A 24,799-nucleotide genomic window follows, 5' to 3' on the forward strand; every position below is an offset into this window, starting at 1 on the left:
TGCATGAGAAGTGTTGGTAAACAGGCCCGCGATGAAAGTGGTAAACATCCCGTCAACGAAGATGGTGAAGAAATTCTTGCGCGGGTACGCGTGAAGCGCACCCGTTCCAATTCACTCTATCGTGCTGAAGCGTTTCAACCGTCATTGCGAGCGAAGCGACTTGTCCGCCGTAGCTTTAGCGAAGGCGGAAGCAATCCATTTCACCGCATAACGGATAGATGGATTGCTTCGTCGCGGAGCCTGTCATCGGGCGCGCATTCGCGCGACCCGGTGGCTCCTCGCAACGAGGACTCTCACCTAGGCAGCAAAACGCAAATGCCCGGGACAAAGCCCGGGCATCACGTCGTGTTCGTCATCGTATCGAAGAAGCCCTACGCCTGACTCTCAATCTTCTTGCCGAGCGCGGCCTGGGCGGCGGCAAGCCGTGCAATCGGCACGCGGTAGGGCGAGCACGAAACGTAGTCGAGCCCGATCTCGTGGCAGAACGCTACCGAGGCGGGATCGCCGCCATGCTCACCGCAAATGCCGACCTTCAAATTAGGCCGTGTCTTGCGACCACGGCTGACGCCGATCTTCACCAGCTCGCCCACGCCATCGCGATCGACCGAGATGAACGGATCGATCTCGAGAATTCCCTTGCTGACATAAGTGCCGAGGAAACTCGCGGCGTCGTCGCGGCTGATGCCGTAGGTAGTCTGGGTCAGGTCGTTGGTGCCGAACGAGAAGAACTCCGCGGTCTGGGCGACATCGCCGGCCAGCAGGCACGCACGCGGCAGCTCGATCATCGTACCAACTTGATAAGCGAGCTTCTTGCCGGTCTCCTTCATCACCGCCTGCGCGGTGGCGTCGATCCGCGCCTTGACCAGGTCGAACTCGGCCTTGGTCGCGATCAGCGGCACCATCACCTCCAGACCGATGGCCTCGCCGGTGCGCTTCTCGGCTTCGACCGCCGCTTCGAAGATCGCGCGCGCCTGCATTTCGGCGATCTCGGGATAGGCGATCGCAAGACGGCAGCCGCGGAAGCCCAGCATCGGGTTGAACTCGGCGAGATCGCGGGCGCGATCGGCGAGCTTGCGCGGATCGGTGTTCATCGCGCGCGCGACTTCCTCGATCTCGGCCTGGGTGTGCGGCAGGAATTCATGCAGCGGCGGATCGAGCAGGCGGATCGTGACCGGCAGGCCCTTCATGATCTCGAACAGCTCGACGAAATCGGCGCGCTGCATCGGCAACAGTTTTGACAGCGCCGCGCGGCGCGACTGTTCGTCCTCGGAAAGGATCATCTCGCGCACGGTGCGGATGCGGGTTTCCTCGAAGAACATGTGCTCGGTGCGGCACAGCCCGATGCCCTCGGCGCCGAACTTCACGGCGGTGCGAGCATCGTCAGGCGTGTCGCCGTTGACGCGAACGCCGAGCTTGCGGACCGCATCGGCCCAGCCCATCAGCGTGCCGAACTCGCCCGACAGTTTCGGCTCGATCATCGGCATCTTGCCGGCCAGCACCTGGCCGAGCGAGCCGTCGATGGTGATGACGTCGCCGGTCTTGAAGGTGCGGGAGCCCACACTCATCGTGCCGCGGCCATAGTCGACGCGAATGGCGCCGCAGCCGGAGACGCAGGGCTTGCCCATGCCGCGCGCGACCACCGCAGCGTGCGAAGTCATGCCGCCACGGGTGGTCAAAATGCCTTCGGCGGCGTGCATGCCGTGAATGTCTTCCGGACTGGTCTCGACGCGCACCAGAATGACGTTGCGGCCATCAGCCTGAAGTTTCGCGGCTTCATCGGATGAGAACACGATCTCGCCGGAAGCGGCGCCGGGCGAGGCCGGCAGACCTGTCGCAATCACGTCGCGCTTGGCCTGTGGATCGATGGTCGGATGCAGCAATTGATCCAGCGAAGCCGGATCAATCCGCATCACCGCGTCCTTCTTCGAGATCAGGCCTTCGTTGGCGAGCTCGACCGCGATGCGCAGCGCAGCCTTCGCGGTGCGCTTGCCGCCGCGGGTCTGCAGCATCCACAACTTGCCCTGCTCGACCGTGAACTCCATGTCCTGCATGTCGCGATAGTGCTTTTCGAGCAGCGTGTAGAACCGCGTCAGTTCCTTGAAGGCCTCCGGCATCGCGCTTTCCATCGACGGCTTGTCGGAACCGGATTCCTGGCGCGCTTCCTCGGTGATGTCCTGCGGCGTGCGGATGCCCGCCACCACGTCCTCCCCCTGCGCGTTGATCAGGAATTCGCCGTACAGCTTGCTCTCGCCGGTCGAGGGATTGCGCGTGAACGCAACACCGGTCGCAGACGTTTCGCCCATATTGCCGAACACCATGGCCTGCACGTTGACCGCGGTGCCCCAGGATTCCGGAATATCGTGCAGGCGGCGATAGGTCACTGCGCGCGCGTTCATCCAGGATGAGAACACCGCGCCGATCGCGCCCCACAATTGCTCGTGCGGGTCCTGCGGAAAATCCCTGCCGGTCTCGCGCGCCACCGCTTCCTTGTACTTGCCGACCAGCTCGACCCAGTCGTCGCCGGTGAGATCAGTGTCAAGCGTGTAGCCCTGGCTGTCCTTGAAGGTGTCGAGAATGTCCTCGAAGTGATGATGCTCAAAGCCGAGCACCACGTCCGAATACATCGTGATGAAGCGGCGATAGCTGTCATAGGCAAAGCGGCGATCGCCGGAGAGCTCGGCGAGCGCTTCGACAGTTTTGTCGTTGAGGCCGAGATTGAGCACGGTGTCCATCATGCCCGGCATCGAGGCGCGGCCGCCGGAGCGGACCGACACCAGCAGCGGATTCTTGGAATCGCCGAATGCCTTGCCGGTCAGCTTGCCGACATGCTCAAGCGCCTTCTCGACCTGCGCCTTCAGCGCGGGCGGATAGGTTTTGTCATGCGCGTAGAAATAGGTGCAGACCGAGGTCGGAATCGTGAAGCCCGGAGGCACCGGCAGGCCCAAATTGGCCATCTCGGCGAGGTTGGCGCCCTTGCCGCCGAGCAGGTCGCGCAGGCCCGCTTTGCCCTCGGCCTTGCCGTCGCCGAAGGTATAGACCCACTTGCCGGATTTTACCGCCTCGGCGGCAGGCTTGCGGACGGCAGCCTTCTTGGCCGCGACCTTGGCGACCGGCTTGGCCGGGGCCTTCTTCAGCGCTTTGCGGGCCGAGGCCTGCGGCGCGGCCTTCGGCCGGGCGGATGGCTTTGATTTCGCTACAGATTTCACTGCAGCCTTCTTGGACTTCGCGACGGCTTTGGCCATGGATTCCAACTATCCGAAAAAGGGAAGAAGATTGCGCGCCTTACACCATTTTGAGGGGTTCCGCGCAAGCCGCGAAACCCCGCTTTCCAGTGCTAGAACTTGAACATCTTGAGCACGCCGAGACCCACCAGGCCGACGAAGATCAGGTAGATCGCGACGATGTAGTTGAGCAGCCGCGGCATGATCAGGATGAATATCCCGGCGAGCAGAGCAACGATCGCGGGAACATGCGTGGCGGTGATGGTCATTGAAATCTCCGGGATGATCGGGGGTGGGAAATCGAATCGAGGGCGGCAACTTAACCGCTGGCGCGGTTCGGGAATAGCAAGACGCTCAACCGCTTCAATGGGTTCCAACCTCCGCAACAATTCCCCAGAAATGCCGCGGATGAGGCCGCGCTTTTTCCGGAACAATGCCGCACGGGATGAATTGGCCCGCATTGTGTGTGCTGGCGAAAGCCGGCACCTCTTCTCGCGAAGGAGTTCACTATGCGGAACAGACTAATTGCCATTGCGGCGATCGCGGGCGCGATGGCGGTCCCGATCGCAGCTCAGGCGCAGACCACGATCGGCACAGGCGGCGGCAGCACTGTCGTCATCGGTGAGCATGAAGGCATCGCGCCCGACGTGCGTCCGGCCTTCCGCGAATACATCGTGCGTGAACGCGTGCCGAATTATACGATCTCCGAGCGCGTGACGGTTGGCACCGTGCTGCCGGAAGCCGGCGTGACCTACTACGACGTGCCGCAATCGTTCGGGGTGACGCCCTATCGCTACACCGTGGTGAACGGCCAGACGATATTGGTCGAACCGCGTTCGCGTCGCATCGTTCAGGTGGTCGATTGACCTTCAGTAGCCTGAACGATTGGTCCGGGCGCCGCGCAAGCGGATGTGCGCGAGATACGACCGGACAAGAAGCCCCGCCCGGCGTCCCCTCCGGGCGGGGTCTTTTTTTTGCGCGGTGCAGTTCTGTAGGGTGGGCAAACCCTACTGAGTCAGAGGGTCGCGGGCGATCGACTAGAAGAATCAGATAATTGCGAGATTCAAGCTCAGCGTGGAGGCTAAGATGAATCTCGATATCCGGTTTGCGTCCTATGTTGAGGAACTTGCGAGCGCGATGGGTCAGGCGGATCGGGCTCGACCGCTGCGCGACTACTGCACCGGGCTGATCCTGCCGGGCGAGCGCAAGAGCGTAGAGCCGATGGCGGCGCGGACCGATCCAGCGCGTGTCTCTGCGCAACACCAGTCGTTGCTGCACTTTGTCGGTGCTGGCGGTTGGTCGGACGAGAAGGTGCTGGCCAAGATCAGCGAACTGGTGGTTCCGGCAATCACGAAGCACGGGCCGATCGAGGCCTGGATCATCGATGACACCGGCATCCCGAAGAAGGGCCGACATTCGGTTGGGGTGAAGCCGCAGTATTGCGGGCAGCTTGGCAAGGAAGCCAATTGCCAAGTGGCAGTGTCGCTGTCGATTGCGAACCACTTTGCCAGCTTGCCGGTCGGGTATCGGCTCTATTTGCCGAAAGAGTGGGCCGAGGATCGCGCGCGTCGGGATCGGGCCGGGGTGCCTGAGGACATCCGCTTCAAGACCAAACAGCAGATTGCGCTCGAGTTGATCCAACGGGCGCACGCGGCAGGCCTTCCGCTGGGAGTGCTGTTGATGGACCTCGACTACGGCCGTGACTCGCGATTGCGCACGAGCGTGTCTGCCCTGGGATTGAGCTATGTGGCGGGCATTCAGCCGAACGTGTTGATGTGGGCGCCTGGCACCGGTCCGAAGCGGCCCGACAAATCGCTCAACAATAACGGCCGACGCAATGAGCCCGATCTGATCTCGGCCCAAGAAGTGGTGCGTGCTCTACCTGAGCACGCCTGGCGCACGATCCGCTGGCGCGAAGGCTCGGCCGATTGGCTGTCCTCGCGCTTTGCACGGGTGCGCGTACGCGTCGGCTACAATGGTGCAATCCCCGGGCAGGTCGCAGAGGAGTGGCTGCTGATCGAGTGGCCGGAGGGCGAAACAAAGCTCAGCAAATACAAATACTGGCTCTCCACACTGCCGGCAGAGATCAGCTTCCGCCAGCTCGTCGATATCACCAAGATGCGCTGGCGGATCGAGCGCGACTATCAGGAACTCAAGCAGGAGGTCGGGCTTGGGCACTACGAAGGGCGCGGATGGCGTGGCTTCCATCATCACGCAACGCTCTGCATCGCGGCCTATGGGTTCCTGGTCTCCGAGCGAGCCGCGATTCCCCCCTCAGGACCTCGTTCCCCCGCGCTGCTCTCGACGCCTGCATTACCCGACGGTTATCGACCCCGCGGATCCGCCCTTGCGGCCTGAACGCCACATTCCAAACTCGATCGCGACCATGCGTGCACGCTTGATCAAAGCGCTTACAAAGTGGCTCCCGCGATGCCCCTGTTGCGGAGCCCGTGCCGCTCGATATGTCAGAAAGCGCTCGTGACGCAGTAGGACAAAGGAGCGCTAGCGACGTGCCCACCATCTATCACCGACCGCGCTGCTTGATGGTGGGCACGCTTCGCTTTGCCCACCCTACAGCTACTCGCGAATTTCCAATCCAGGCTTCTTCACCACCAGCCGGTGAATCTTCTTTCCCGATGAGGCGCTGACGATCTCTTCGTCGAGCAATACGGTCGCGGCCTTCAGCTCCGCCTGCACGACCGCCGGATCGAACGCGGCGTAAAGCCGTCCCTGCGCGTCGCGCTGATCGGCGCCTTCGGTGACGCGCCAGCTCAGATAGAGAATGCCGCTGGGCTTGACGATATCGAGCAGGCGGCGGACCGATGCCGCGATCTCCTTGCGGTCGAGATGCATGATCACGGTTTCGCACAGCACGTTATCGAACGTGCCGATGCCGCGCAGATCTGGCAATTCGGCATGCGCGAACTTGCACGACGGATAGCGCCGGCGCGCTTCGTTGAGCAGGCCCTCCGAGGCATCGAAGCCCACCGCCGAAAAGCCGTGGGTGTGAAGCCAGGCGACCTCGCGGCCGCAGCCGCAGCCGATATCGGCCGAATTGCCGCCGCGCACGAAAAATCGTTCGACGACTTCCTGCAGGTCAACGGGCGCCGGCTGACCGAGCCAGTCCTTCGCGAACGCCGCCGCATCCTGGTCATAAGCGGCGAGCGTCTGAGGATCCATGGTCTAGCCTTCGATCTTGGAAAAATCCGCCACCGCGCGGGTCGCCGCACGGATTTCGTTCAGAAGCTTTAGTCGATTCTCGCGCACCTTGGGTTCATCGTCATTGACCTTGACCTTGTCGAAGAACGCATCAACGGCAGGCCGCAGCTTCGCCATCGCGCTCATCGCGGCTGCGAAATCTTCCTTCTGCACTGCGGCTCCGGCCTCGCTCTTGACCTGGTCGATCGCCTTGGCGAGCGCCTTTTCTTCGGCAAGCGCGTAGAGCCCGGCATCCGGCGCACCGTCGAACGTGCGCTTGTCCCTTTTCTCCTCGATCGAAAGGATGTTACCCGCGCGCTTGGTCCCTGCAAGCAGGTTCTTGCCGTCATCAGTGTCGAGGAACTTGCCGAGCGCCTCGACCCGGCGGACGATGAGCAGCAGGTCGTCCTGGCCACCGAGCGAAAACACGGCATCGACGAGATCATGGCGCGCGCCCTGATCGCGGAGTTGGACCTTCAGGCGGTCGGCGAAGAAAGCGAGGAGGTCGCCCGGAAGCTTCTCGGCGTCGCTCTTTTCCGGCAAACCAGCCAATGCCGACTTCGCCACGTTCAAGATCGGCAGCCGGAGCGTATTATCAACGATCAGCCTGATGGCACCCAGCGCTGCTCGCCGCAATGCATAGGGGTCCTTGCTGCCGGTCGGCTTCTCGTCGATCGCCCAGAAACCCGCCAGGGTATCGAGCTTGTCGGCCAGTGCGACGGCCGCGCTTACCGGATCGCTCGGCACGCGATCGGTAGGGCCTTGCGGCTTGTAATGGTCCTCGCTCGCGGCGGCGACGGAGGCGTCTTCGCCTTGCGCCTGCGCATAATATTTCCCCATCAAGCCCTGCAGCTCGGGGAATTCGCCGACGACCTCGGTCAACAGATCGGCTTTTGCCAGATGCGCGGCGCGCTTGGCCTTCGCGACGTCGGCACCGACCAGCGGCGCGATCTCGGCCGTCAGCCGTTCGATCCGCCTGATGCGTTCGGCCTGCGTGCCCAGCTTCTCGTGAAACACGATCTGGTCGAACTTCTTCAGCCGGTCTTCCAGCTTCGTCTTCAGGTCCGTCTCATAGAAAAACTTCGCATCGCTCAGCCGCGCGCGGATCACCCGCTCGTTGCCGGCAACGATCACCTTGCCGCCATCGGTCGCTTCGATATTGGCGGTGAGGATGAACTTGTTGGCGAGCTTCCCGGTCTTGGGATCGCGCACCACAAAGCATTTCTGGTTGTTGCGGATGGTGGCGCGGATCACCTCGTCCGGGATCGTGAGATATTCCTCGTCGAACGATCCCATCAACGCCACCGGCCACTCGACAAGGCCGGCGACCTCGTCCAAGAGCCCCTGGTCCTCGACCAGCTCAAAGCCTTGCGCGAACGCCAACTCCTTGGCATCCGCCAGGATGATGTCCTTGCGCGCCTGCGGATCGAGCACGACCTTGGCCGCCTTCAGCTTGGCTTCGTAATCTTCGAAGCGGCGCACCGAGATCGCCGACGGCGCCATGAAGCGATGACCGAACGTGATCTGCCCGGCCTCGATGCCGTCGACGGCAAATTTCACCACGTCGGGCTCTTCGGTCTCCGGACCGAAGGTCGCGATGATCGAGTGCAACGGCCGCACCCAGGAGAGCGAACCCGATTTGGTCGAACGTGTGCCCCAGCGCATCGACTTCGGCCACGGGAAGGTTCGGATGATGACCGGCAGAATCTCGGCGAGTACATCGATGGTGGCGCGGCCCGGCTTTTCGATCAGGGCGATGTAGAAGTCGCCCTTCTTCGGGTCGGTCTGTATCTTGGCGTCTTCGATCCTGGCCAGACCGGTCGCCTTCAAAAATCCCTGGATCGCGGCATCGGGCCCTCCGACGCGTGGGCCGCGGCGCTCTTCCTTGAGGTCGGACTGTCGCTGGGGAATGCCGTGCACGGTCAGCGCCAGCCGCCGCGGCGTCGCGAACGCTTTCGCGCCTTCATAGACCAGGCCCTCGGCGACGAGCTTGTCGGTCACCATGCGGCGCAGATCGTCCGCCGCCTTCGCCTGCATGCGCGCGGGGATTTCCTCGGAAAACAGTTCCAGCAGAAGATCAGGCATCAGATCGCTCTGCCCGCTTCGGTGTGAACCCAGGCTTCGCCGCAGGCCTTTGCCAATTCGCGCACGCGCATGATGTAGCTCTGCCGCTCCGTCACCGAAATCACGCCGCGCGCATCGAGCAGATTGAAGACATGGCTCGCCTTGATGCACTGGTCATAGGCCGGCAGCGCCATCAGATGCTCCTTCTGATTGCCGCCCTCCTTCCATCCGGTTGCGAGATATTTCTTGCAGGCGTCTTCGGCCATCTTGAACTGCTCGAACAGCATCGCCGTATCGGCGTGCTCGAAATTGTGCCGGGAATATTCCTGCTCGGCCTGCAGGAAGACGTCGCCATAGGTGACCTTGTCGGCGCCGTCGCGGCCGTTGAAGTTGAGATCGTAGACGCGGTCGACGCCCTGCACATACATCGCAAGCCGCTCGAGCCCGTAGGTGAGCTCACCGGAAACGGGTGCGCATTCGACGCCTGCGACCTGCTGGAAGTAAGTGAACTGGCTGACTTCCATGCCGTCGCACCAGCACTCCCAGCCCAGCCCCCATGCGCCAAGCGTCGGGCTTTCCCAATCGTCCTCGACGAAGCGGATGTCGTGGATGCCTGAATCGATACCGATCGCGGCCAGCGACTTCAGGTAGAGGTCCTGAAGGTTCGGCGGCGACGGCTTCATGATCACCTGAAACTGATAATAGTGCTGCAGTCGGTTGGGGTTCTCACCATAGCGGCCGTCCTTCGGCCGGCGCGAGGGCTGCACATAGGCCGCATTCCAGCGCTTCGGCCCGAGCGCGCGCAGCGTCGTCGCCGGATGGAAGGTGCCTGCGCCCATTTCCATGTCGTAGGGCTGCAGGATCACGCAGCCCTGCTCCGCCCAGAACCGCTGGAGAGCAAGGATGAAGCCCTGGAACGAACGTTCCGGGCGCATATGGGCAGGCAAAGCGTCCATCGGCAGAATCGGTCTCGCGAAGGGGGTTTTGAAGTGCGCGGGACCGTATCGGCGTAGGGGCAGGGAATCAAGGCGATGCCGGGATGCCAAAGCGCGACAGTTCGTGCTCTCTCCGTCATGGCCGGGCTTGTCCCGGCCATCCACGTTCTTTCTTATTGGTGAGCCAAGGGCGTGGATGCCCGGGACAAGCCCGGGCATGACGCGTTTCAGGTCAACCCGGCCGGTAGGCGCCGGTGACGGGGTCGCGGCGCAGCGTTGGGATATCGGCCGTCTGGGTGGCCTCGGCGACGCGCGCCAGCCGTGCCTCTTCGAGTTCCCTGTTGATACGGACAGCAGTCTTGTAGGCCCAGCGGACCACGGCGAGCCCTCCCAGGGCACCCGCGAATGCGATCAGCGGCGGCATCGGTCGATCCTTGTCGTTCACGTGTCAGCCCCCAATAGGTTGCATTCTCGCCGAAGCCGGCCTGCGCCGCAATTGTGCTTTTGGGACTAAATGGCGCGGGTATGTCCGGCCTAGAGCCCGGTTCTGATTGAATCAGAACCGGGCTCTAGCTTCTTGTTTTGACGCGTTTTCTTGACGCGAACCGGTGTCCACTTCGCTTGAAAACGCTCTAGAACCCGAATTTGGCCCAAATGGCCCGGGTCTCCAGCGCCGAAATCAGGTCATCCGGCAATCCCCCGATACCGTCGGCCAGCGAGCCCGCGCCCGGCGATCTGCGGCCCAAGAGCCCGGCCAGCATCCCGCTTGTCGGCACGATGACGGGCGTCAGCACTTTGTCGCCATAGCGCTCGCGCAGCGTCGAGCGGAGGTCGCCGATCTTGTCCGCAAGGCCGAGCGACACCGATCTCTCGCCCGCCCAGTACTCGCCGGTGAACAGGACGTCATCGGCCTCCTTGAGCCGCGCACCGCGGCTGCCTTTGACCAGCGCGATGAAGATGCCGTGAATCTCGCGCTGAAGCGTCTTCAAGCGGGCGACGTCATCTGGGTCTTCCGGCAGGAAGGGGTCCAGCATCGCCTTGTGCTCGCCTGCCGTGTAAAGCCGCCGCTCAACACCGATCCTCTTGATCAAGTCCTGAAAGCCGAAACTGCCGCCGACCACGCCGATCGAGCCGAGGATCGAGGACGGATCGCAAAAGATCTCGTCGCCGGCGCAGGCGATCATGTAGCCGCCGGACGCCGCGACGTCCTCGACGAACACCAGTACCGGCAGTTTCTTTTCCGCAGCAAGCTGCCTGATCCGCAAATAGATCTGACGCGATTGCACCGGCGAGCCGCCGGGCGAATTGATCACCAGCGCCACCGCCTTGGCGTGTCGGGTGGCGAACGCGCGTTCGAGCGTTTTGGCGATGCCGGCCAGCGTCAGGCCCGGCCGCAATGGCGTCACCGCACCGATGACACCCGACAGGCGCACCACCGGAACGACCGCGGCGTCGCGCCGGAATTTTGCCGGAATGAATCGTTTCATCCCGTCAATGAGGCCCGGCAATCCCGTGCGATCACTTAATTGTTCACTCATGCCGTTACCTCGAATTAACCATTTTTTATCACGCCAATGTCATTGGAAAGGCCGGAACGCCTTTTGGCAGGAATGCCTTTTGCATTGCAGACGAGAGACTGCAATGGCGCAGCGGAGACTGACATGAAAATCTACCTGCTGATAATGCTCATCGGCAGCCTTCTGACCGCGATTCATTTTACGTCGGCGCCCAAACAACAGTCAGAGACGCTTCCGCAGTAGCGAGTAATTGGGAGTTGCGGGCCGACTTTACAGGTTCGCGAGCGGCAAGGTTCCCTTCCCGACCAGAATCTCCTGCACCCTTTTATGGGGCTGACCTTGCTCGTCATTGAGCATCAGGGCGGGATGGATTTGCGTCGGTGCCCGCCCACCCTTGGTGGCGCGAACCATGATGCGATTGGCAGGCCCCCGTGCGTCACCGTGAACCGGCAGCACCTGCAGGCTCCCGAAACCGTGATCGAGCGCCGAGAACACCTCGGCGATTCCATCGGCACGCCAGATCAGCGTCAGCGCTCCCTTCGATTTGAGAATGCGCCGCGCCGCGTGGATCCATTTCGAGAGCGTCGTTGCGGTCGCCATATGCGCGGTCCCGCGTGCCGTGTCCGGCGAGACGCGATGCCGCGCCGGGTCGTTGAAGGGCGGATTCATCAGCACCGCATCGACGCTGTCAGGAAGGAGTCCGGCAGCGGCAAAGGCTGTGGCATCGGCCTCCACGTCAAGCACGATCACACTGGCTTGAATCGCATTCGCCTCCGCATTGGCGCGCGCAAGGCCCGCCAGCACAGCATCGATCTCGACCAGAACCAGATCGACGCCGGCTACGCGCCTGGCAACCGAAAGCCCCGCGACCCCGACGCCGGCACCGAGATCGACCACGCGGTCGCCCGGACGGGCCGCGGTCGCCGCCGCCAGCAGCACTGCATCGTGACCGGCGCGATGTCCCGATTTCAGTTGCTTCAAACGCAATTGCCCGCCGAGAAACGCATCCTCGGTGAGTTCGAGGTCAGTCATCGGGGCGCAATTCGTGAGCCAGACCGGCGTCGGCCAGCAACTGGCGGGCTGCGCGATTGTCGTCCTCATGAACCAGGATGCGGCGTGGCAGGATGCCGAGCGATCCCTCGATGACGCTCATGTTCTGGTCCAGCACCAGATGATGGATATTGGCGCCGTCGAGCAGCGCGCCGATCGCAGAAACCAGCACGATATCGTTGGTCCTGACCAATTCCCGCAAGTGGTGTTCTCCTTTTTGCCCCGATGCGACGACGGCACGGGGTCTGTCAACCGTTACGTGCCCTTGCCGCGATTGCCGGCCCTTTCTATTGTAGAATAAGGATAGTGCGAATTGGCCAAAATTGGAGACCCGTGTGGCGGTTATTGTACCCTTCGAAAGCCCGTCGAACGCTTCGATAGATGCGCTGGTCGGGCTGGTCGCCGCCGACATGGAGCGGGTCAACGCCACGATCCTGTCGCGCACGGGATCGGAAGTCACCATGATTCCGGAAGTCGCCAACCACCTGATCTCATCCGGCGGCAAACGTCTGCGCCCGATGCTGACGCTGGCAATGGCGGGCCTCGCCGGCTATTCCGGCGATGGTCACATCAAGCTCGCAGCGTCCGTCGAATTCATGCACACCGCGACGCTCTTGCATGACGACGTGGTCGACGAGAGCGAGCTGCGCCGCGGCAAGCTGTCGGCGCGGATGCTGTGGGGCAATGAAGCCAGCGTGCTGGTCGGCGACTTCCTGCTCGGCCAGGCCTTTCGCATGATGGTCGAGGTCGGTTCGCTGCGTGCGCTCGACATTCTCTCCGCGGCCGCGGCCACCATCGCCGAAGGCGAAGTGATGCAGCTTGCGGCGGCCAAGAACACCGCGACCACCGAGGACGAATACCTCGCCGTGATCAGGGGCAAGACCGCCGAATTGTTCGCCGCCGCCTGCGAAGTCGGACCCGTGATCGCCAACCGGCCGAAGGCCGAGCAGACCGCATGCCGCTCGGTCGGCATGAATCTCGGCATCGCATTCCAGCTCGTCGACGACGTGCTGGACTATGGCGGCAAGGCCGCGAAACTCGGCAAGAACATCGGCGACGATTTCCGCGAAGGCAAGATCACGCTGCCGGTGGTGCTGGCGTTCCGCCGCGGCAATGACAGCGAGCGGCAATTCTGGATCAAGGCATTGGAGCGTGGCGAGATCGGCCACAGCGATCTCGATCACGCCATCGGCTTAATGACCAAGCACCGCGCGCTGGAGGACACGATCAGCCGCGCCCAGCATTACGGCGCAATGGCCGTCGACGCGCTCGCGCTATTCCCAGCCTCGCCGATGAAAACCGCACTCGAACAGGTCGTGGCGTTCTGCCTGGCGAGATCGCATTAGCCGTCTGTAGGATGGGTTGAGCGAAGCGATACCCATCAATTTACCCCATTGGCGACAATCGATGGGTTTCGCTTCGCTCTACCCATCCTACAAGAGACATCGCATTGAACAGCACCAATTTCACGCTATTCCTCTTGGCCGCACTCGTCATCGCCGCCGCCCCCGGTCCCGGCATCTTCTACGTCGCCGCACGGACGCTGTCGGGCGGCAAGAGCGCCGGTATCGCTTCGACATTCGGGACTGCGCTCGGCGGGCTCGTGCACGTGATCGCGGGCGGGCTTGGCGTCTCGGCGCTCATCCTGGCCAGCGCGGAGCTGTTCACCGCGCTCAAATTCGCCGGCGCAATCTATCTCGTGTGGCTCGGCATCAAGACATTTCGCGAGGCGCGCGATCTGCTGCCGCAGCAAGCCATCGCGGTCGGTACACAACGGGCGTTTCGGGAAGGTGTGCTGGTCGAAGCCTTGAACCCGAAGACCGCGGCCTTTTTCCTGGCCTTCATTCCGCAATTCCTCGACCCGGCCGGCAGCTATCCGGCGCTCCAGTTCATGGCGCTGGGCCTGATCTCGGTCGCGCTGAACACGCTTGTCGATATCATCGTGGTGATGATGGCCGCGACGGCGCGCGGTAGTCTCACGCACAGGCCGAATGTGCTTCAACGATTGCGACAGGGCTCGGGGCTGTTCATCGCGGGCCTCGGCATTTCGCTGGCGCTGGCACGGCGGCCCAATTCGTAGGATGGGTTGAGCGAAGCGATACCCATCAATTCATGCCATTCGCGCCGGCTGATGGGTATCGCGGAGTTTATCATCGGGCGGCCGAAGGCCGGACCCGTTGGCTCCACCCATCCTACAAGGGAATCTCTAACTCAGCGTTCCCGCATGCACCCACCATCCGGGGTGATTGCGCCGGATCTGCTCTGCCGCGCGTCCGGCTTCGACGGTGTTCTCGTAGATCGCAAAGCAGGTGGCGCCGGAGCCGGACATCCGTGCCAGCCAGGCGCCGTTGGTCGCGTTGAGCGCTGCGATGACCTCGCCGATCACGGGCTGAACACGCATGGCGGGCGCTTCCAGATCGTTGGAGCTGGCGGCGAGCGCTTCGACCCAATCTTCCAGCGATGCCTTCTCGTCGGGCCAGCGGTCCCGCAGCAGGACGTCGGTGACGCCGACCAGCAGCTCACCGTTGCGCAGGCCAAGCGCATTGAAAACGTCGCGGGTCGCGACGGCAACGCCGGGGTTGACCATCACGCACGGCATCTTCGGCAGACTGAGCGGCTGCAGCGTTTCGCCGACGCCGGTCATGACGCAGCCGCGTGAGTTGACGCAGACCGGCACGTCAGCGCCGGTCAGTTGCGCGACCTCGACGATGCGGGGATCGTCGAGCGCGAGCCCGTTCAACTGCGCAAGCAACCGCAGCGCCGCCGCGGCATCGGCCGAACCGCCGCCGATTCCGGCCGCGACCGGCAAGACCTTGTCGAGCGTAAAGCTGCCGGCTTTCATGTCCGATACGCGCTCGGCCAAGAGGCGCGCGGCCTTGAGCACCAGGTTGTCCGAGGTCTCGCCGCAGGCCTGCGCCAGCGGTCCCGACATCTTCAAATCCAGATCCGAACCCGGCGTCAGCGTCAGCCGGTCGGCGCAGTCGGCGAACGCCACCACGCTTTCGAGATCATGGTAGCCGTCGGCACGGCGGCCATTCACCCGCAAGGTCAGGTTGACCTTGGCGCGCGCCTTGTCATTCAACAGTGGCATTGCCGAACAGCCCCCAAAGTCCTTGCCTCAGCCACCCCTGCCGTCTTCTTTCTTCTTGTCGGCGGAAGCCGCAGAGGAAGTGTCTTCGGGCAGGCCGTTGGCAATCTTGGCTTCGATCTTCGGCAATTCCTCCGCCTCGGGCTTGAGGTCGCGGGCATGGGCCCACTGGAATTTGGCTTCCAGCGTCCGCCCGACGCGCCAATAGGCGTCGCCGAGATGGTCATTGATGGTCGGATCCTCCGGCTTGAGGTCGATCGCACGCTCGAGATGCTTTACCGCGTCTTCAAAATTGCCGATCCGGTAAAACGCCCAGCCCAGCGAATCCACGATGTAGCCGTCATCGGGGCGCTGGTCGACGGCGCGCCGGATCATCTTCATGCCTTCGTCGAGGTTGATGCCCTGGTCGATCCAGGAATAGCCGAGATAGTTCAGGACATGCGGTTGCTCGGGCTGCAGCTCGAGCGCCTTGCGCATGTCGGCCTCGGCCTTGCTCCACTGCTTGGAACGTTCCTCGCAAATGCCGCGATAGTAATAAGTGACCCAGGTGTTCTTGTCCGTCACGCCGGGCATCGCGTCGATCGCGAGCGTATAGGTATTGGCGCAATCGTTGAACTTCTTGCGGCCGCGCTCGATGTTGCCGAGCGCCATGATGGCTTCGATGTCCTTCGGCGCCTCCGCGGTGACGCCCTTCAGGATCTTGATCGCCTCTTCACTGCGGTCGGCGGCGTCGAGATTGGTGGCGAGCTGGATCTGCGCGTTGCGCTTGAGCGGCGAACTGGCCGGCATGCGCTCGTAGACCTTGATCGCCATCTGCGGCTTCTTCACGGACTCGTAGAGATCGGCGAGCGACAACAGCGCCAGCGGATGATTGGGCTGCAGATAGAGCGCGAGCTGCAGATAGACCAGCGCCAGGTCCTCGCCGCCGCGGCGGGTCAGCGTGGCGCCGATGCCGTACAGCGCCTCGGCCGCGCCGGCCTGCGCCGAATCGACCAGCGCCGACATCTTCTTGCCGGCCCGGGTCTCGCGCAGGCCTTCCTGCACCAGCGGATGCCGCGGCAATTTCTTGTCGAACGCTTCGTAGATGCCGGCCGCCGCCGCGCCATCCTTGTTGCGCGACAGCCAGCGCGCATAGGCGTCGGATACACGCAGCATCGAATCGTCGAGTTTGTGGGCGCGCTCGAACCGCGTGCCGGCGTCCTTGTCCTTGCCCGAGATCTCCAGGATCATGCCGGTGTGGAGATCCTTGAAGATCGGATACCATTCGGGGCCGGTCAGCTTGTCGATATTGGCAACCGCGGTCTTGGCATCGCCCGCGCCGTAGCTCGCCCATCCCGACAGCAGCGTCGCCACCAGGTCGGTGATCGGTCCGCGGATCGACTGGTTGATGTTGAGCTGCGCGGCCGCATATTTCTTCTGCTTGAGGTCGCGGACGCCGACCACCAGCCGCGCGACGCGGTTCGCCTTGTCCATCGTCAGGATGCGATCGGCGAGCTTGACCGCTTCATCGATGTCGCCATCGGCGAGCGAAGAGATGAAGGCGCGATCCAGGAGTTCGTTGTTCTTCGGATCGGTGCGCAGCGCGGAGCGATAGAATGCCGCAGCCGAGGCCGCATCGCGCTCGACGCTGGCATGGCGCGCGGCGAGATAGCTGCCTGCCGTCGTCAGCGACTTCAGATCGGATTTGGTGGGGAATTGCGCGGCGTTGTCGGCCGTATGTTCGGGCGTCTGCGCCCAGGCCACGCCAGGCGCGGCCAGGCTGGCAACAGTAATTGCGGCGATGGTCCAACGATTCATACGAGTGGAAAGCATCACAGTTCGCCTAGCTCCAGGATGTATGGCGGGATCGTTACGATCGGTCTCGAATGCAAACCCAAGCGGCGGCATCTCAGGCAGCAACAATGCCGCTTTTGGCCTTCAACCGCAAGGATACGGGTTGGCGAATCGATTGGCAGATAGGCCCTTAGGGCTCCGATTTAGCCAGCCCAACCCGGAAACGCTTTTACTGTGGCGGTATCGTGGCCGGAGGCGGTATCACCCTCCTCCAGCTCACGCAATCGTGGTCTATACGGCCTCTTACATGCCCTGGTAATTGGGCCCGCCGCCGCCTTCCGGCGGAACCCAGTTGATATTGCCGTTCGGGTCCTTCACGTCACAGGTTTTGCAGTGGACGCAGTTCTGGGCGTTGATCTGGAAGCGCGGACCCGAGGCCTCCTCGACCCATTCATAGACGCCGGCCGGGCAATAGCGGTTCGACGGACCGGCATAGACATCGTGCTCGGACGTCTTCTGCAGGTTCATGTCGGCGACCTTGAGATGAACCGGCTGATCCTCCTCATGGTTGGTGTTGGAGAGGAACACCGAGGACAGCTTGTCGAAGGTGAGCTTGCCATCCGGCTTGGGATAGGCGATCGGCGCATGCGCCTTGGCCGGATCCAGCGTCTTGCGGTCAGACTTGGCGTGCGACTGGGTTCCGAACAGCGAGAAGCCCAGCGTGTTGCACCACATGTCGAAGCCGCCCAGCGCCACGCCGATGATGGTGCCGAATTTCGACCATAGCGGCTTGACGTTGCGGACCCGGTGCAGGTCTCGACCTACGGCGGAATCGCGCCAGGCGTTTTCGTACTCCACCAGTTCGTCATTGGCGCGGCCGGCGCCGAGCGCCGCCGCAACGTGTTCCGCCGCGAGCATGCCGCTACCCATCGCGTTGTGCACGCCCTTGATGCGCGGCACGTTGACGAAGCCCGCCGCGCAGCCGATCAGCGCGCCGCCCGGGAAACTCAGCCGCGGCACCGACTGATAGCCGCCCTCGGTGATGGCGCGCGCGCCGTAGGAGATACGCTTGCCGCCTTCGAACACGGGGCGGATGGCGGGATGCGTCTTGAAGCGCTGGAATTCGTCGAATGGCGAGAGATACGGATCGTCGTAATTGAGATGCACGACGAAACCGACCGCTACCTTGTTGTCGTCGTAATGATAGAGGAACGAGCCGCCGCCGGTTTTATTGTTGAGCGGCCAGCCGAACGAATGCTGGATCAGGCCCTTCTGGTGCTTGGCGGGATCGATCTCCCAGACTTCCTTCAACCCGATGCCGAATTTCGGCGGCTCGCTTTTCGCGTCGAGCGAGAATTTCGCGATCAGTTCTTTGCTCAGGCTGCCGCGCGCACCTTCGGCGAACAGGGTGTATTTGCCGAGCAGTTCCATGCCGCGGGTGTAGGAATCCTTGTGGCTGCCGTCCCTGGCGATGCCCATGTCGCCGGTGGCGATGCCACGCACTGCACCGTTATCGTCATACAGCACCTCGGCCGCGGCAAAGCCGGGATAGATTTCGACGCCGAGCGCCTCGGCCCTCGGCGCCAGCCAGCGGCAGACATTGCCGAGCGAGCCGATATAGCAGTGATGATTGTTCATCAGCGGCGGCATTGCGAAGTTTGGCAGCCGGATCGCGCTGGTCGCGGTGGTCCAGTAGAAGCGGTCGTCCTTGACCTGGGTTTTGAGCGGGCAATCGGCGTCCTCACGCCAATCCGGAATCAGCTTGTCGAGCGACACCGGATCGATCACCGCGCCCGACAGGATGTGCGCGCCGACTTCGGAACCCTTCTCCACCACGACGATGCTGAGATCGGCATTGAGCTGCTTCAGCCGGATCGCCGCAGCGAGGCCAGACGGCCCGGCGCCGACGATCACGACGTCGAATTCCATGGATTCGCGGGGAGGAAGTTCTTCTGCACTCATGATCTGATCTCAGCCCAATTGAGAACGGCTCTAAAGGCTCGTTGTTTCCGATTTTTGCGGGGAGGACAACCATGGAAATGCAATGCGAGGCGTTTCACGCCGGCTCGATCCATATTAGATTGGCATCATGGATTTGATCCCCGAACCCACACCTAATGTCAGGCAATTGCTGGCTTTTTATCTGGAGGCCGGGGTCGATTGCGCGTTGATGGAGGAACCAGTCGATCGGCTGACCGAGGCCGACACCCCTGCTGCCTCCATCGCTGTCCGTGAGACTGCGCCACCCAGCCCCGTCAGGGAAATGCCCGCCGCGATGCCGGCAGTTCCGCGCAGCGAAATAGCGCCCGCGCCGGAAGCCGCCATCGCTCTCGCGCGCGAAGCGGCGCGAACGGCGCCGACGCTGGAAGCGCTGCGTGCCCTCCTGGAGACTTTCGAGGGCTGCGCGCTCCGAAACACCGCGACGCGGCTGGTGTTTGCTGACGGCAACCCGCAGGCGCGCATCATGTTCGTCGGCGAAGCACCCGGACGCGACGAAGACATCGAGGGCCTGCCCTTCGTCGGACGTTCCGGCAAGTTGCTGGACCGGATGATCGCGGCAATCGGACTAGATCGCAGCAAGGCCTACATCGCCAACGTGATTCCCTGGCGGCCGCCCGGCAACCGAACGCCAACGCCGCAGGAGACGCAAATCTGCCTGCCGTTCATCCAGCGGCAGATCGAACTCGTGAACCCCGACATACTGGTGACGCTCGGCAACCCTTCGACGCAAACGCTGCTGTCGACCCGCGATGGCATCATGAAGACCCGCGGCAGATGGTTCGACTACGACACCGGCACCCGCACCATCCGCGCCATGGCGACGTTCCACCCGGCCTATTTGTTGCGCTCTCCGTCCTACAAGCGGATGTCCTGGCAGGACCTGCGCGCGATCGCAAAGGCGCTGCAGGCTTCGTAGGACAGGGTGGGTAAAGGCGCGAACGCGCCGTGCCCACCATCCTGTCCGTGCTCGTGATGTTGGGCACGCTTCGCTTTTGCCCACCCTACAGATCCGGCGCGGCGCCTCGGCGATGCACCGCAGAAACGCTACGGCGCCTTCGGCCGCACGATCGCCCAGCCGATCCGCAGCAATGGCTGACGGCCGTTCACCATCCATTCGAACGCGCGCGGCACTTCCGGCACCAGGCCGGGAAAGCGTTGCGCGATATCGGGCGGTGGCGCGCCCGAGGTGTCGGAGGCGCGCCAGATCACAACGCCGCCGGTCTCGTTGAATTTCGCGACCGACAGCCATGGGGTTCGCTCCGGCGTGGCATCAAGCAACAGATGCGGACGTCCGCTGCTCATGGCGATGAAGCTTGCCAATTGCGGATCGCCGGCCACCGCGCGCAGGCGCTGGTTGGTCCGGCGCTCGAAGCTGTCGCCGAAGAAATGCGCGATCGCCTTTGCCGGCAGCGAGGTCGGCACTTCGTTCGCGGTCCACGGCAAAAACAGCGTGGCCGCAATCGTCACCAAGGCAGGCGCGACGACCGCCGCCGCCCATGCCGTCCGCAACAGGCGCTGGCGCCGCAGATGGATCAGATCGCCGCTGGCAACGATTACGGCGAGCCCCGACATCAACAAGGTGACGCCCTCCCCGCCGACGACATGATCGAGGTTGAAGATGCCCGCGATCAGGCTTCCGAGCAGCGCCGGCGCAAGCGCAAAGAAATAGACGAAGTCGCGCGCCAGCGGATCGACCGGCGGCCGGTAGATGATCGGCGCCTCCCCGGCATGGCGGGCGAACCGGCCGGAGTTGAGGATCGCCAGCAGCACGATAGCAGACATTGCGAGCACGAGGCCAACGAGCAGCCAGCCCCATTGCAGGATGCGCCCGCCAAGATCGGAGATCGCGGGCCACGGCGGCATCGCGAGCGCATCGGCGCGGAGCAACCAGATCAGATAGGGCAAGACCAGGACGGCGATCACGAGCAGCGCATAGAGCGGATCGAGCGACATCAGCACGCGCCGCCCCCGCGCGGTGGCAACGGCAAATCCGGCGAGCAGCAGCAGCAATCCGAGCGCGGCCGGCGTCGTCAGCAGCAAAAGCCCGGCCTCGATCGACCAGGCGAACCAGGCGTTGCGCCGGTTCTGGCCGATCAATTGCCAGGAGTGCAGCAAAAGCAGCGCCCATAGCGGGCGCGCCAGCACCAGCGGGCCGAACTCGACGCCGGGCGAGCTGAAGGCCACCACCGTCATCGACAGCAGCACCGCGAGCACCGCCTGCTGCCCGCCGACAATCGCGCGGCCCAGTTGATAGTAGATCCAGAAAGTGACGACGGCGCAGACCTGCGCCAAAAGATAGACGCCGAACATATGGTTGCCGGCGGCGCGAAACGCGATGTCGGCGAGCCAGAGCGCCAACGGCGGACCGAGCCATGTTCCGACCTGGTATTCCCGGCCGAAGGCCAGCACGGTCGCAAGATCACCAGGCGGGCTGCGGTACAGCAGCATCGGCAGGATTAGCCAAATTGCGGCCTGGACCAACACAACGAGCCAGACCACCAGCCGCGGCCGGGCGCGGATCAGTTCGACAACGAGCGAGGTGAAGCGCATGAAACGTCCGAATGCCGGGCCGGGCAGCCCTGCCCCCGACGGTTGATAGAGCGCAGGAGCCGTCGAGGCAACCGATCTCAGATCGTGACCGAGATATCGGAAGTAATCTCTTCATCCACGGTGAAGAGGTCGGGTTCGACCGACTCTTCAACTATCTCGGGGAAATGTTTCAGCCGCGCGGCAATGACGGGTGCAAAAAACCGGCGGTGATGGATGCTCGGGCCGAGCCGGTCCAGCGCCTCGCGGTGTTCCGGCACCGCGTAGCCCTTGTGGGTCTCGAAGCCGTAGCCCGGGCAATCCAGCGCCAATGCGCTCATCAGGCGGTCGCGCGTCACCTTGGCGATGATCGAGGCCGCTGCAATCGACATGACGATGCCGTCGCCGCCGATCACGGCGTCACAGTCGCAGGGCGCATCGATCCTGTCGCGGCCGTCGACGAACACATGCTTCGGCATTTCGGGCAGCGCGCGCACGGAGCGCGCCAGCGCCCAGAGCGAAGCGCGCAAGATATTGTCGCGGTCGATCCGCGCGGGCGAGGCAAAGGCGACCGAAAAGGACGAGGTGGCGCAGATCTCCTCGAACAGTTCCTCGCGGCGTTCGGGCGTCAGCCGCTTGGAATCGTCGATGCCTTTGGGGATTCGCTTGGGATCGAGGATGACCGCGGCCGCTACCACCGGACCCGCCAGCGGACCGCGCCCGGCCTCGTCGCAGCCGGCGACGGGCCAGACGCCGCGCTTGATCAGCGCCCGCTCGCGGCGAAAGCTCGGCGGGGCAAGCGTGATCACGCCCTTGAGCAGCTCGGCCTCTTCCTTGCCGGCTTTCCTGGCTGATTTCCCGTCAGATTTCTTGGTGGACTTGTCCCGAATCATGGCCGGGATTCGTGCGCCAGCGCGCGGCGGCGCGCAACCGGGAACCCGGCACAATTCCCATTATTCAGCGTGACCTCGTCGCCACTCCCCGGCCTCAATCACATAAACGCTCCGGCTGCCGCGCTTGGGCTCTGCAATCGTCTGCCGGTGACGCATTCCGAGCTTCTCGAGGGCATGAATGGATGGCGCATTTTTCGGATCGACCAGTCCAAGTAATCTGCTGCATTTGAGGTGGTCGAACCCGAAGGCGAGCTGCGCCCTCCCGATTTCGGTTGCGATCCCCCTGCCCCATGCCCGGCGCGCAAGGACGAAGCCAATCTCAAAATCGTCAGTTCCCAACGCGTCGCATGGGGACAAGCCGGCAAAGCCGATGATTTCACCCGCAGGCTTTTCGGCCAGAACCGCCATCCCCGTGGGGCTGCCACCGAAGGTGAAGAATCGCCGAATGAAATCCTCGGCAGCGTCCCTTGCCATCGGCGCTCCGGCAAATGCAAAGCGCATCACATCGCTATCGCCAAGAATCAGATCCTGCAGGACCGGTATGTCCTTTTCAGCCGCAGCGCGCAGAATCAGGCGCGGCGTTGTCAGAATGACGAGCGGCTGCTCTTCCGACGCTGGCGCGGGCTGCTGGTGCATCAAACCGCAATACGGCAATTCACCGGCAGAGAGAAGTGGCGCTGCCGCAACGTCGCGCGTTTAATCCGGCAGATGCACCTGCCGGTCCTCGCCGACCTCGATGCCGGGCGCCACCACGACTTCCCAAACGTGATTGTCGGGATCGCCGAAATAGCCGGAATAGCCGCCATATTCGGTCTTGTGCGCGGGCTTCAACAGCGACGCGCCGCAGGAGACGGCGAAATCGAGCGCAGCGTCCACCTCCTTGGTCGAGCTGCAATTCCAGGCGAGCGTCGTGCCGCGAAAGGATTTCGGCCGCGGCTGATCCGGCAGCTTGGCATCGCCTGCGAGTTGATCCCACGGGAACAGCGCGATTACCGTGCCGCCGGTGTCGAAGAAAGCGACGGCCTCACCGGTTGCGTGCATTTTTCGGGCAAAGCCGAGCGCCTCATAAAAGGCGATGCTGGCGCGCATGTCGCTGACGCCGAGCGTGATGACCGTGAACCGGGGGACTGGCTTGCTTGTACTCATGTGAGTCTCCTCCCCGTCATTGCGAGGAGCCAACGGTCGCAATGACGATCAGAACAAACTCAACTGCTGTCCGTTCCGCTTCGGCTTGACGAAATGATCGGTCGTCAGTTTCGAACGCCGCTTGTTGAGGCCGAGCTTCTCGCAGGCGATTTCGAACCGCCGCCCGATCATCCAGGCCATCGGGCCGGTGCCCTTCATCCGCGTACCCCATTGCGAGTCGTAGTCGCGCCCGCCACGCATGTCGCGGATCAGGGTGAAGACGTGACGGTAACGGTCGGGATAATTCGCCATCAGCCATTCGCGAAAGAGGTCGCGAACCTCGAGCGGCAGCCGCAGCAGCACGTAGCTCGCTTCCTTGACGCCGGCGTGAGCCGCGGCATCGAGAATGCGTTCGATCTCGGAATCGTTCAGCGCGGGAATAACGGGTGCGACCATCACGGTGGCGGGGATGCCGGCCTGCGACAATTGCCGCAGCGCTTCCAACCGCTTCGGCGGCGTCGAGGCGCGCGGCTCCATCGTGCGGGCGAGCTTGGGATCGAGCGTGGTCACGGAAATCGCGACCTTTGCCAAATTGCGCTTCGCCATTCGCTGCAGAATATCGATGTCGCGCGTCACCAGCGCCGATTTGGTGACGATGCCGACTGGATGACCGGCCCGATCGAGGACTTCGAGAATGCCGCGCATGATTTTGTGCTCGCGCTCGATCGGCTGATAGGGATCGGTGTTGGTGCCGATCGCGATCATTCGCGGCTCGTAGCCGGGTGCCGCCAGCTCCTTCTCGAGCAATTCCGGCGCGTCCGGCTTGGCGAGCAATTTGGATTCGAAATCGAGCCCGGGCGACAGGCCGAGAAAGGCGTGGGTCGGCCGCGCGAAGCAGTAGACGCAACCGTGCTCGCAGCCGCGGTACGGATTGATCGAGCGGTCGAAACCGATGTCGGGCGAGTCGTTGCGGGTAATGACCTTGCGCGAGGTATCGAGCGATACCGTGGTCTTGAACGGCGGCAGGTCGTCCAGACTCTGCCAGCCATCGTCGAAGGCGACCCGCGCCTCGGCTTCGAACCGGCCGCTGTCGTTGGACTGCGCGCCGCGGCCTCGCCGCCGCTGGCGTTCGATGGCGACCGCGATGTCGGGAAAAGGTGTCGCACCCGCCGGCTCGGAGGGCGCCGTGACCGGCGGGTGCTTGAGGGCATGAGAGGATGCTCGGCTCATGAAGCGAACATAGCACGCACCGGGAACAAATCAAGAACATCTTCGGCAACAACTCACAGGAAGCGCAGACATCGGCGACGGAGCCAGCGCCCGATGCTGCAAAAATCTGCATGCAAATGGCTGTTTTGATTATGACAAGATGATAACTGTGCAGCGTTTTTCACCGTTTGAGCCATCG

General features: G+C 63.2%; 23 protein-coding genes. 6 read left to right on the forward strand and 17 right to left on the reverse strand.

Annotated elements, in window-relative coordinates; genetic code table 11:
* The first annotated feature begins 3 nt into the window (after positions 1–3).
* Positions 4–381 (forward strand): hypothetical protein, encoded by a 378-nt coding sequence (locus tag V1277_RS06660; protein WP_334415514.1) that lies wholly within the window; start codon positions 4–6, stop codon positions 379–381.
* Here the strand turns inward: V1277_RS06660 and ppdK are convergent.
* Positions 372–3,242 (reverse strand): pyruvate, phosphate dikinase, encoded by a 2,871-nt coding sequence (gene ppdK / locus V1277_RS06665; RefSeq protein WP_334415515.1) that lies wholly within the window; start codon positions 3,240–3,242, stop codon positions 372–374. The genes V1277_RS06660 and ppdK overlap by 10 nt on opposite strands.
* Positions 3,243–3,334: 92 nt before the next feature.
* The gene (locus V1277_RS06670; protein WP_082637306.1) at positions 3,335–3,490 is read right to left on the reverse strand and encodes a DUF3096 domain-containing protein; all 156 of its coding nucleotides are present in this window, start codon (positions 3,488–3,490) and stop codon (positions 3,335–3,337) included.
* Positions 3,491–3,730: 240 nt separating this feature from the next.
* On the opposite strand from V1277_RS06670, the gene V1277_RS06675 reads away from it, so the two are divergent.
* Both V1277_RS06675 and V1277_RS06680 read left to right on the forward strand, forming a co-directional pair.
* Entirely contained in the window at positions 3,731–4,087 is a 357-nt protein-coding gene (locus tag V1277_RS06675; RefSeq protein WP_334415516.1) for a DUF1236 domain-containing protein, read from the forward strand.
* A 220-nt stretch (positions 4,088–4,307) separates the two neighbouring features.
* The gene (locus V1277_RS06680; RefSeq protein WP_334415441.1) at positions 4,308–5,579 is read left to right on the forward strand and encodes an IS701 family transposase; all 1,272 of its coding nucleotides are present in this window, start codon (positions 4,308–4,310) and stop codon (positions 5,577–5,579) included.
* A 219-nt stretch (positions 5,580–5,798) separates the two neighbouring features.
* Here the strand turns inward: V1277_RS06680 and V1277_RS06685 are convergent, their stop codons facing one another.
* The 7 genes from V1277_RS06685 to V1277_RS06715 all read right to left on the reverse strand — a co-directional run bounded on the left by V1277_RS06685 (position 5,799) and on the right by V1277_RS06715 (position 12,187).
* The gene (locus tag V1277_RS06685; protein ID WP_028346929.1) at positions 5,799–6,401 is read right to left on the reverse strand and encodes a class I SAM-dependent methyltransferase; all 603 of its coding nucleotides are present in this window, start codon (positions 6,399–6,401) and stop codon (positions 5,799–5,801) included.
* A gap of 3 nt (positions 6,402–6,404) precedes the next feature.
* Positions 6,405–8,504, reverse strand: a complete 2,100-nt coding sequence (gene glyS / locus V1277_RS06690) for a glycine--tRNA ligase subunit beta (RefSeq protein ID WP_334415517.1) — start codon at positions 8,502–8,504, stop codon at positions 6,405–6,407.
* Positions 8,504–9,439: a glycine--tRNA ligase subunit alpha gene (locus V1277_RS06695; protein WP_334415518.1), complete on the reverse strand. Its 936-nt coding sequence runs from the start codon at positions 9,437–9,439 to the stop codon at positions 8,504–8,506. The genes glyS and V1277_RS06695 overlap by 1 nt, the downstream gene beginning before the upstream one ends.
* Positions 9,440–9,650: 211 nt before the next feature.
* Complete coding sequence (locus V1277_RS06700; protein WP_028346932.1) at positions 9,651–9,842, reverse strand: hypothetical protein; 192 nt, start codon at positions 9,840–9,842, stop codon at positions 9,651–9,653.
* Positions 9,843–10,050: 208 nt separating this feature from the next.
* Positions 10,051–10,956: a S49 family peptidase gene (locus tag V1277_RS06705; RefSeq protein WP_334415519.1), complete on the reverse strand. Its 906-nt coding sequence runs from the start codon at positions 10,954–10,956 to the stop codon at positions 10,051–10,053.
* Positions 10,957–11,205: 249 nt separating this feature from the next.
* Positions 11,206–11,967, reverse strand: coding sequence for a tRNA1(Val) (adenine(37)-N6)-methyltransferase (locus tag V1277_RS06710; RefSeq protein ID WP_334415520.1), 762 nt, complete (start codon positions 11,965–11,967; stop codon positions 11,206–11,208).
* Positions 11,960–12,187 carry a putative signal transducing protein gene (locus tag V1277_RS06715; RefSeq protein WP_334373640.1) on the reverse strand — a complete coding sequence of 76 codons (228 nt, stop codon included), beginning with the start codon at positions 12,185–12,187 and terminating at the stop codon, positions 11,960–11,962. Before V1277_RS06715 ends, V1277_RS06710 begins: the two co-directional genes overlap by 8 nt.
* Positions 12,188–12,320: 133 nt before the next feature.
* On the opposite strand from V1277_RS06715, the gene V1277_RS06720 reads away from it, so the two are divergent.
* Both V1277_RS06720 and V1277_RS06725 read left to right on the forward strand, forming a co-directional pair.
* Positions 12,321–13,331 carry a polyprenyl synthetase family protein gene (locus tag V1277_RS06720; RefSeq protein ID WP_334415521.1) on the forward strand — a complete coding sequence of 337 codons (1,011 nt, stop codon included), beginning with the start codon at positions 12,321–12,323 and terminating at the stop codon, positions 13,329–13,331.
* A 104-nt stretch (positions 13,332–13,435) separates the two neighbouring features.
* Positions 13,436–14,065, forward strand: coding sequence for a LysE family translocator (locus V1277_RS06725; RefSeq protein ID WP_334415522.1), 630 nt, complete (start codon positions 13,436–13,438; stop codon positions 14,063–14,065).
* Between the two features lie 126 nt (positions 14,066–14,191).
* Here the strand turns inward: V1277_RS06725 and V1277_RS06730 are convergent, their stop codons facing one another.
* From V1277_RS06730 to V1277_RS06740, 3 genes are all read right to left on the reverse strand, one after another.
* Positions 14,192–15,076 carry a 4-(cytidine 5'-diphospho)-2-C-methyl-D-erythritol kinase gene (locus V1277_RS06730; protein ID WP_334415523.1) on the reverse strand — a complete coding sequence of 295 codons (885 nt, stop codon included), beginning with the start codon at positions 15,074–15,076 and terminating at the stop codon, positions 14,192–14,194.
* Positions 15,077–15,103: 27 nt separating this feature from the next.
* Positions 15,104–16,885, reverse strand: coding sequence for a tetratricopeptide repeat protein (locus V1277_RS06735; RefSeq protein WP_334415524.1), 1,782 nt, complete (start codon positions 16,883–16,885; stop codon positions 15,104–15,106).
* Between the two features lie 264 nt (positions 16,886–17,149).
* A complete protein-coding gene (locus tag V1277_RS06740; protein WP_334415525.1) occupies positions 17,150–18,808 on the reverse strand; it encodes an electron transfer flavoprotein-ubiquinone oxidoreductase in 1,659 nt (552 codons plus the stop codon).
* Between the two features lie 133 nt (positions 18,809–18,941).
* Here V1277_RS06740 and V1277_RS06745 point away from each other — a divergent pair, with 133 nt between their 5' ends.
* Complete coding sequence (locus V1277_RS06745) at positions 18,942–19,763, forward strand: uracil-DNA glycosylase (protein ID WP_334420299.1); 822 nt, start codon at positions 18,942–18,944, stop codon at positions 19,761–19,763.
* 128 nt (positions 19,764–19,891) lie between these two features.
* Here V1277_RS06745 and V1277_RS06750 read toward each other — a convergent pair whose 3' ends face one another.
* The 5 genes from V1277_RS06750 to V1277_RS06770 all read right to left on the reverse strand — a co-directional run bounded on the left by V1277_RS06750 (position 19,892) and on the right by V1277_RS06770 (position 24,621).
* Positions 19,892–21,397, reverse strand: coding sequence for a glycosyltransferase family 39 protein (locus tag V1277_RS06750; RefSeq protein ID WP_334415526.1), 1,506 nt, complete (start codon positions 21,395–21,397; stop codon positions 19,892–19,894).
* 77 nt (positions 21,398–21,474) lie between these two features.
* Positions 21,475–22,266: a ribonuclease HII gene (locus tag V1277_RS06755; protein ID WP_334415527.1), complete on the reverse strand. Its 792-nt coding sequence runs from the start codon at positions 22,264–22,266 to the stop codon at positions 21,475–21,477.
* Positions 22,267–22,326: 60 nt separating this feature from the next.
* Positions 22,327–22,902, reverse strand: a complete 576-nt coding sequence (locus V1277_RS06760; RefSeq protein WP_334415528.1) for a GNAT family N-acetyltransferase — start codon at positions 22,900–22,902, stop codon at positions 22,327–22,329.
* Positions 22,903–22,962: 60 nt separating this feature from the next.
* Positions 22,963–23,412, reverse strand: coding sequence for a VOC family protein (locus V1277_RS06765; protein WP_334415529.1), 450 nt, complete (start codon positions 23,410–23,412; stop codon positions 22,963–22,965).
* 48 nt (positions 23,413–23,460) lie between these two features.
* The gene (locus V1277_RS06770; protein ID WP_334415530.1) at positions 23,461–24,621 is read right to left on the reverse strand and encodes a PA0069 family radical SAM protein; all 1,161 of its coding nucleotides are present in this window, start codon (positions 24,619–24,621) and stop codon (positions 23,461–23,463) included.
* Between the last annotated feature and the right edge of the window lie 178 nt (positions 24,622–24,799).

Origin of the sequence: Bradyrhizobium sp. AZCC 1588, assembly GCF_036924735.1 — a bacterium.
Taxonomy (GTDB): Bacteria; Pseudomonadota; Alphaproteobacteria; order Rhizobiales; family Xanthobacteraceae; genus Bradyrhizobium.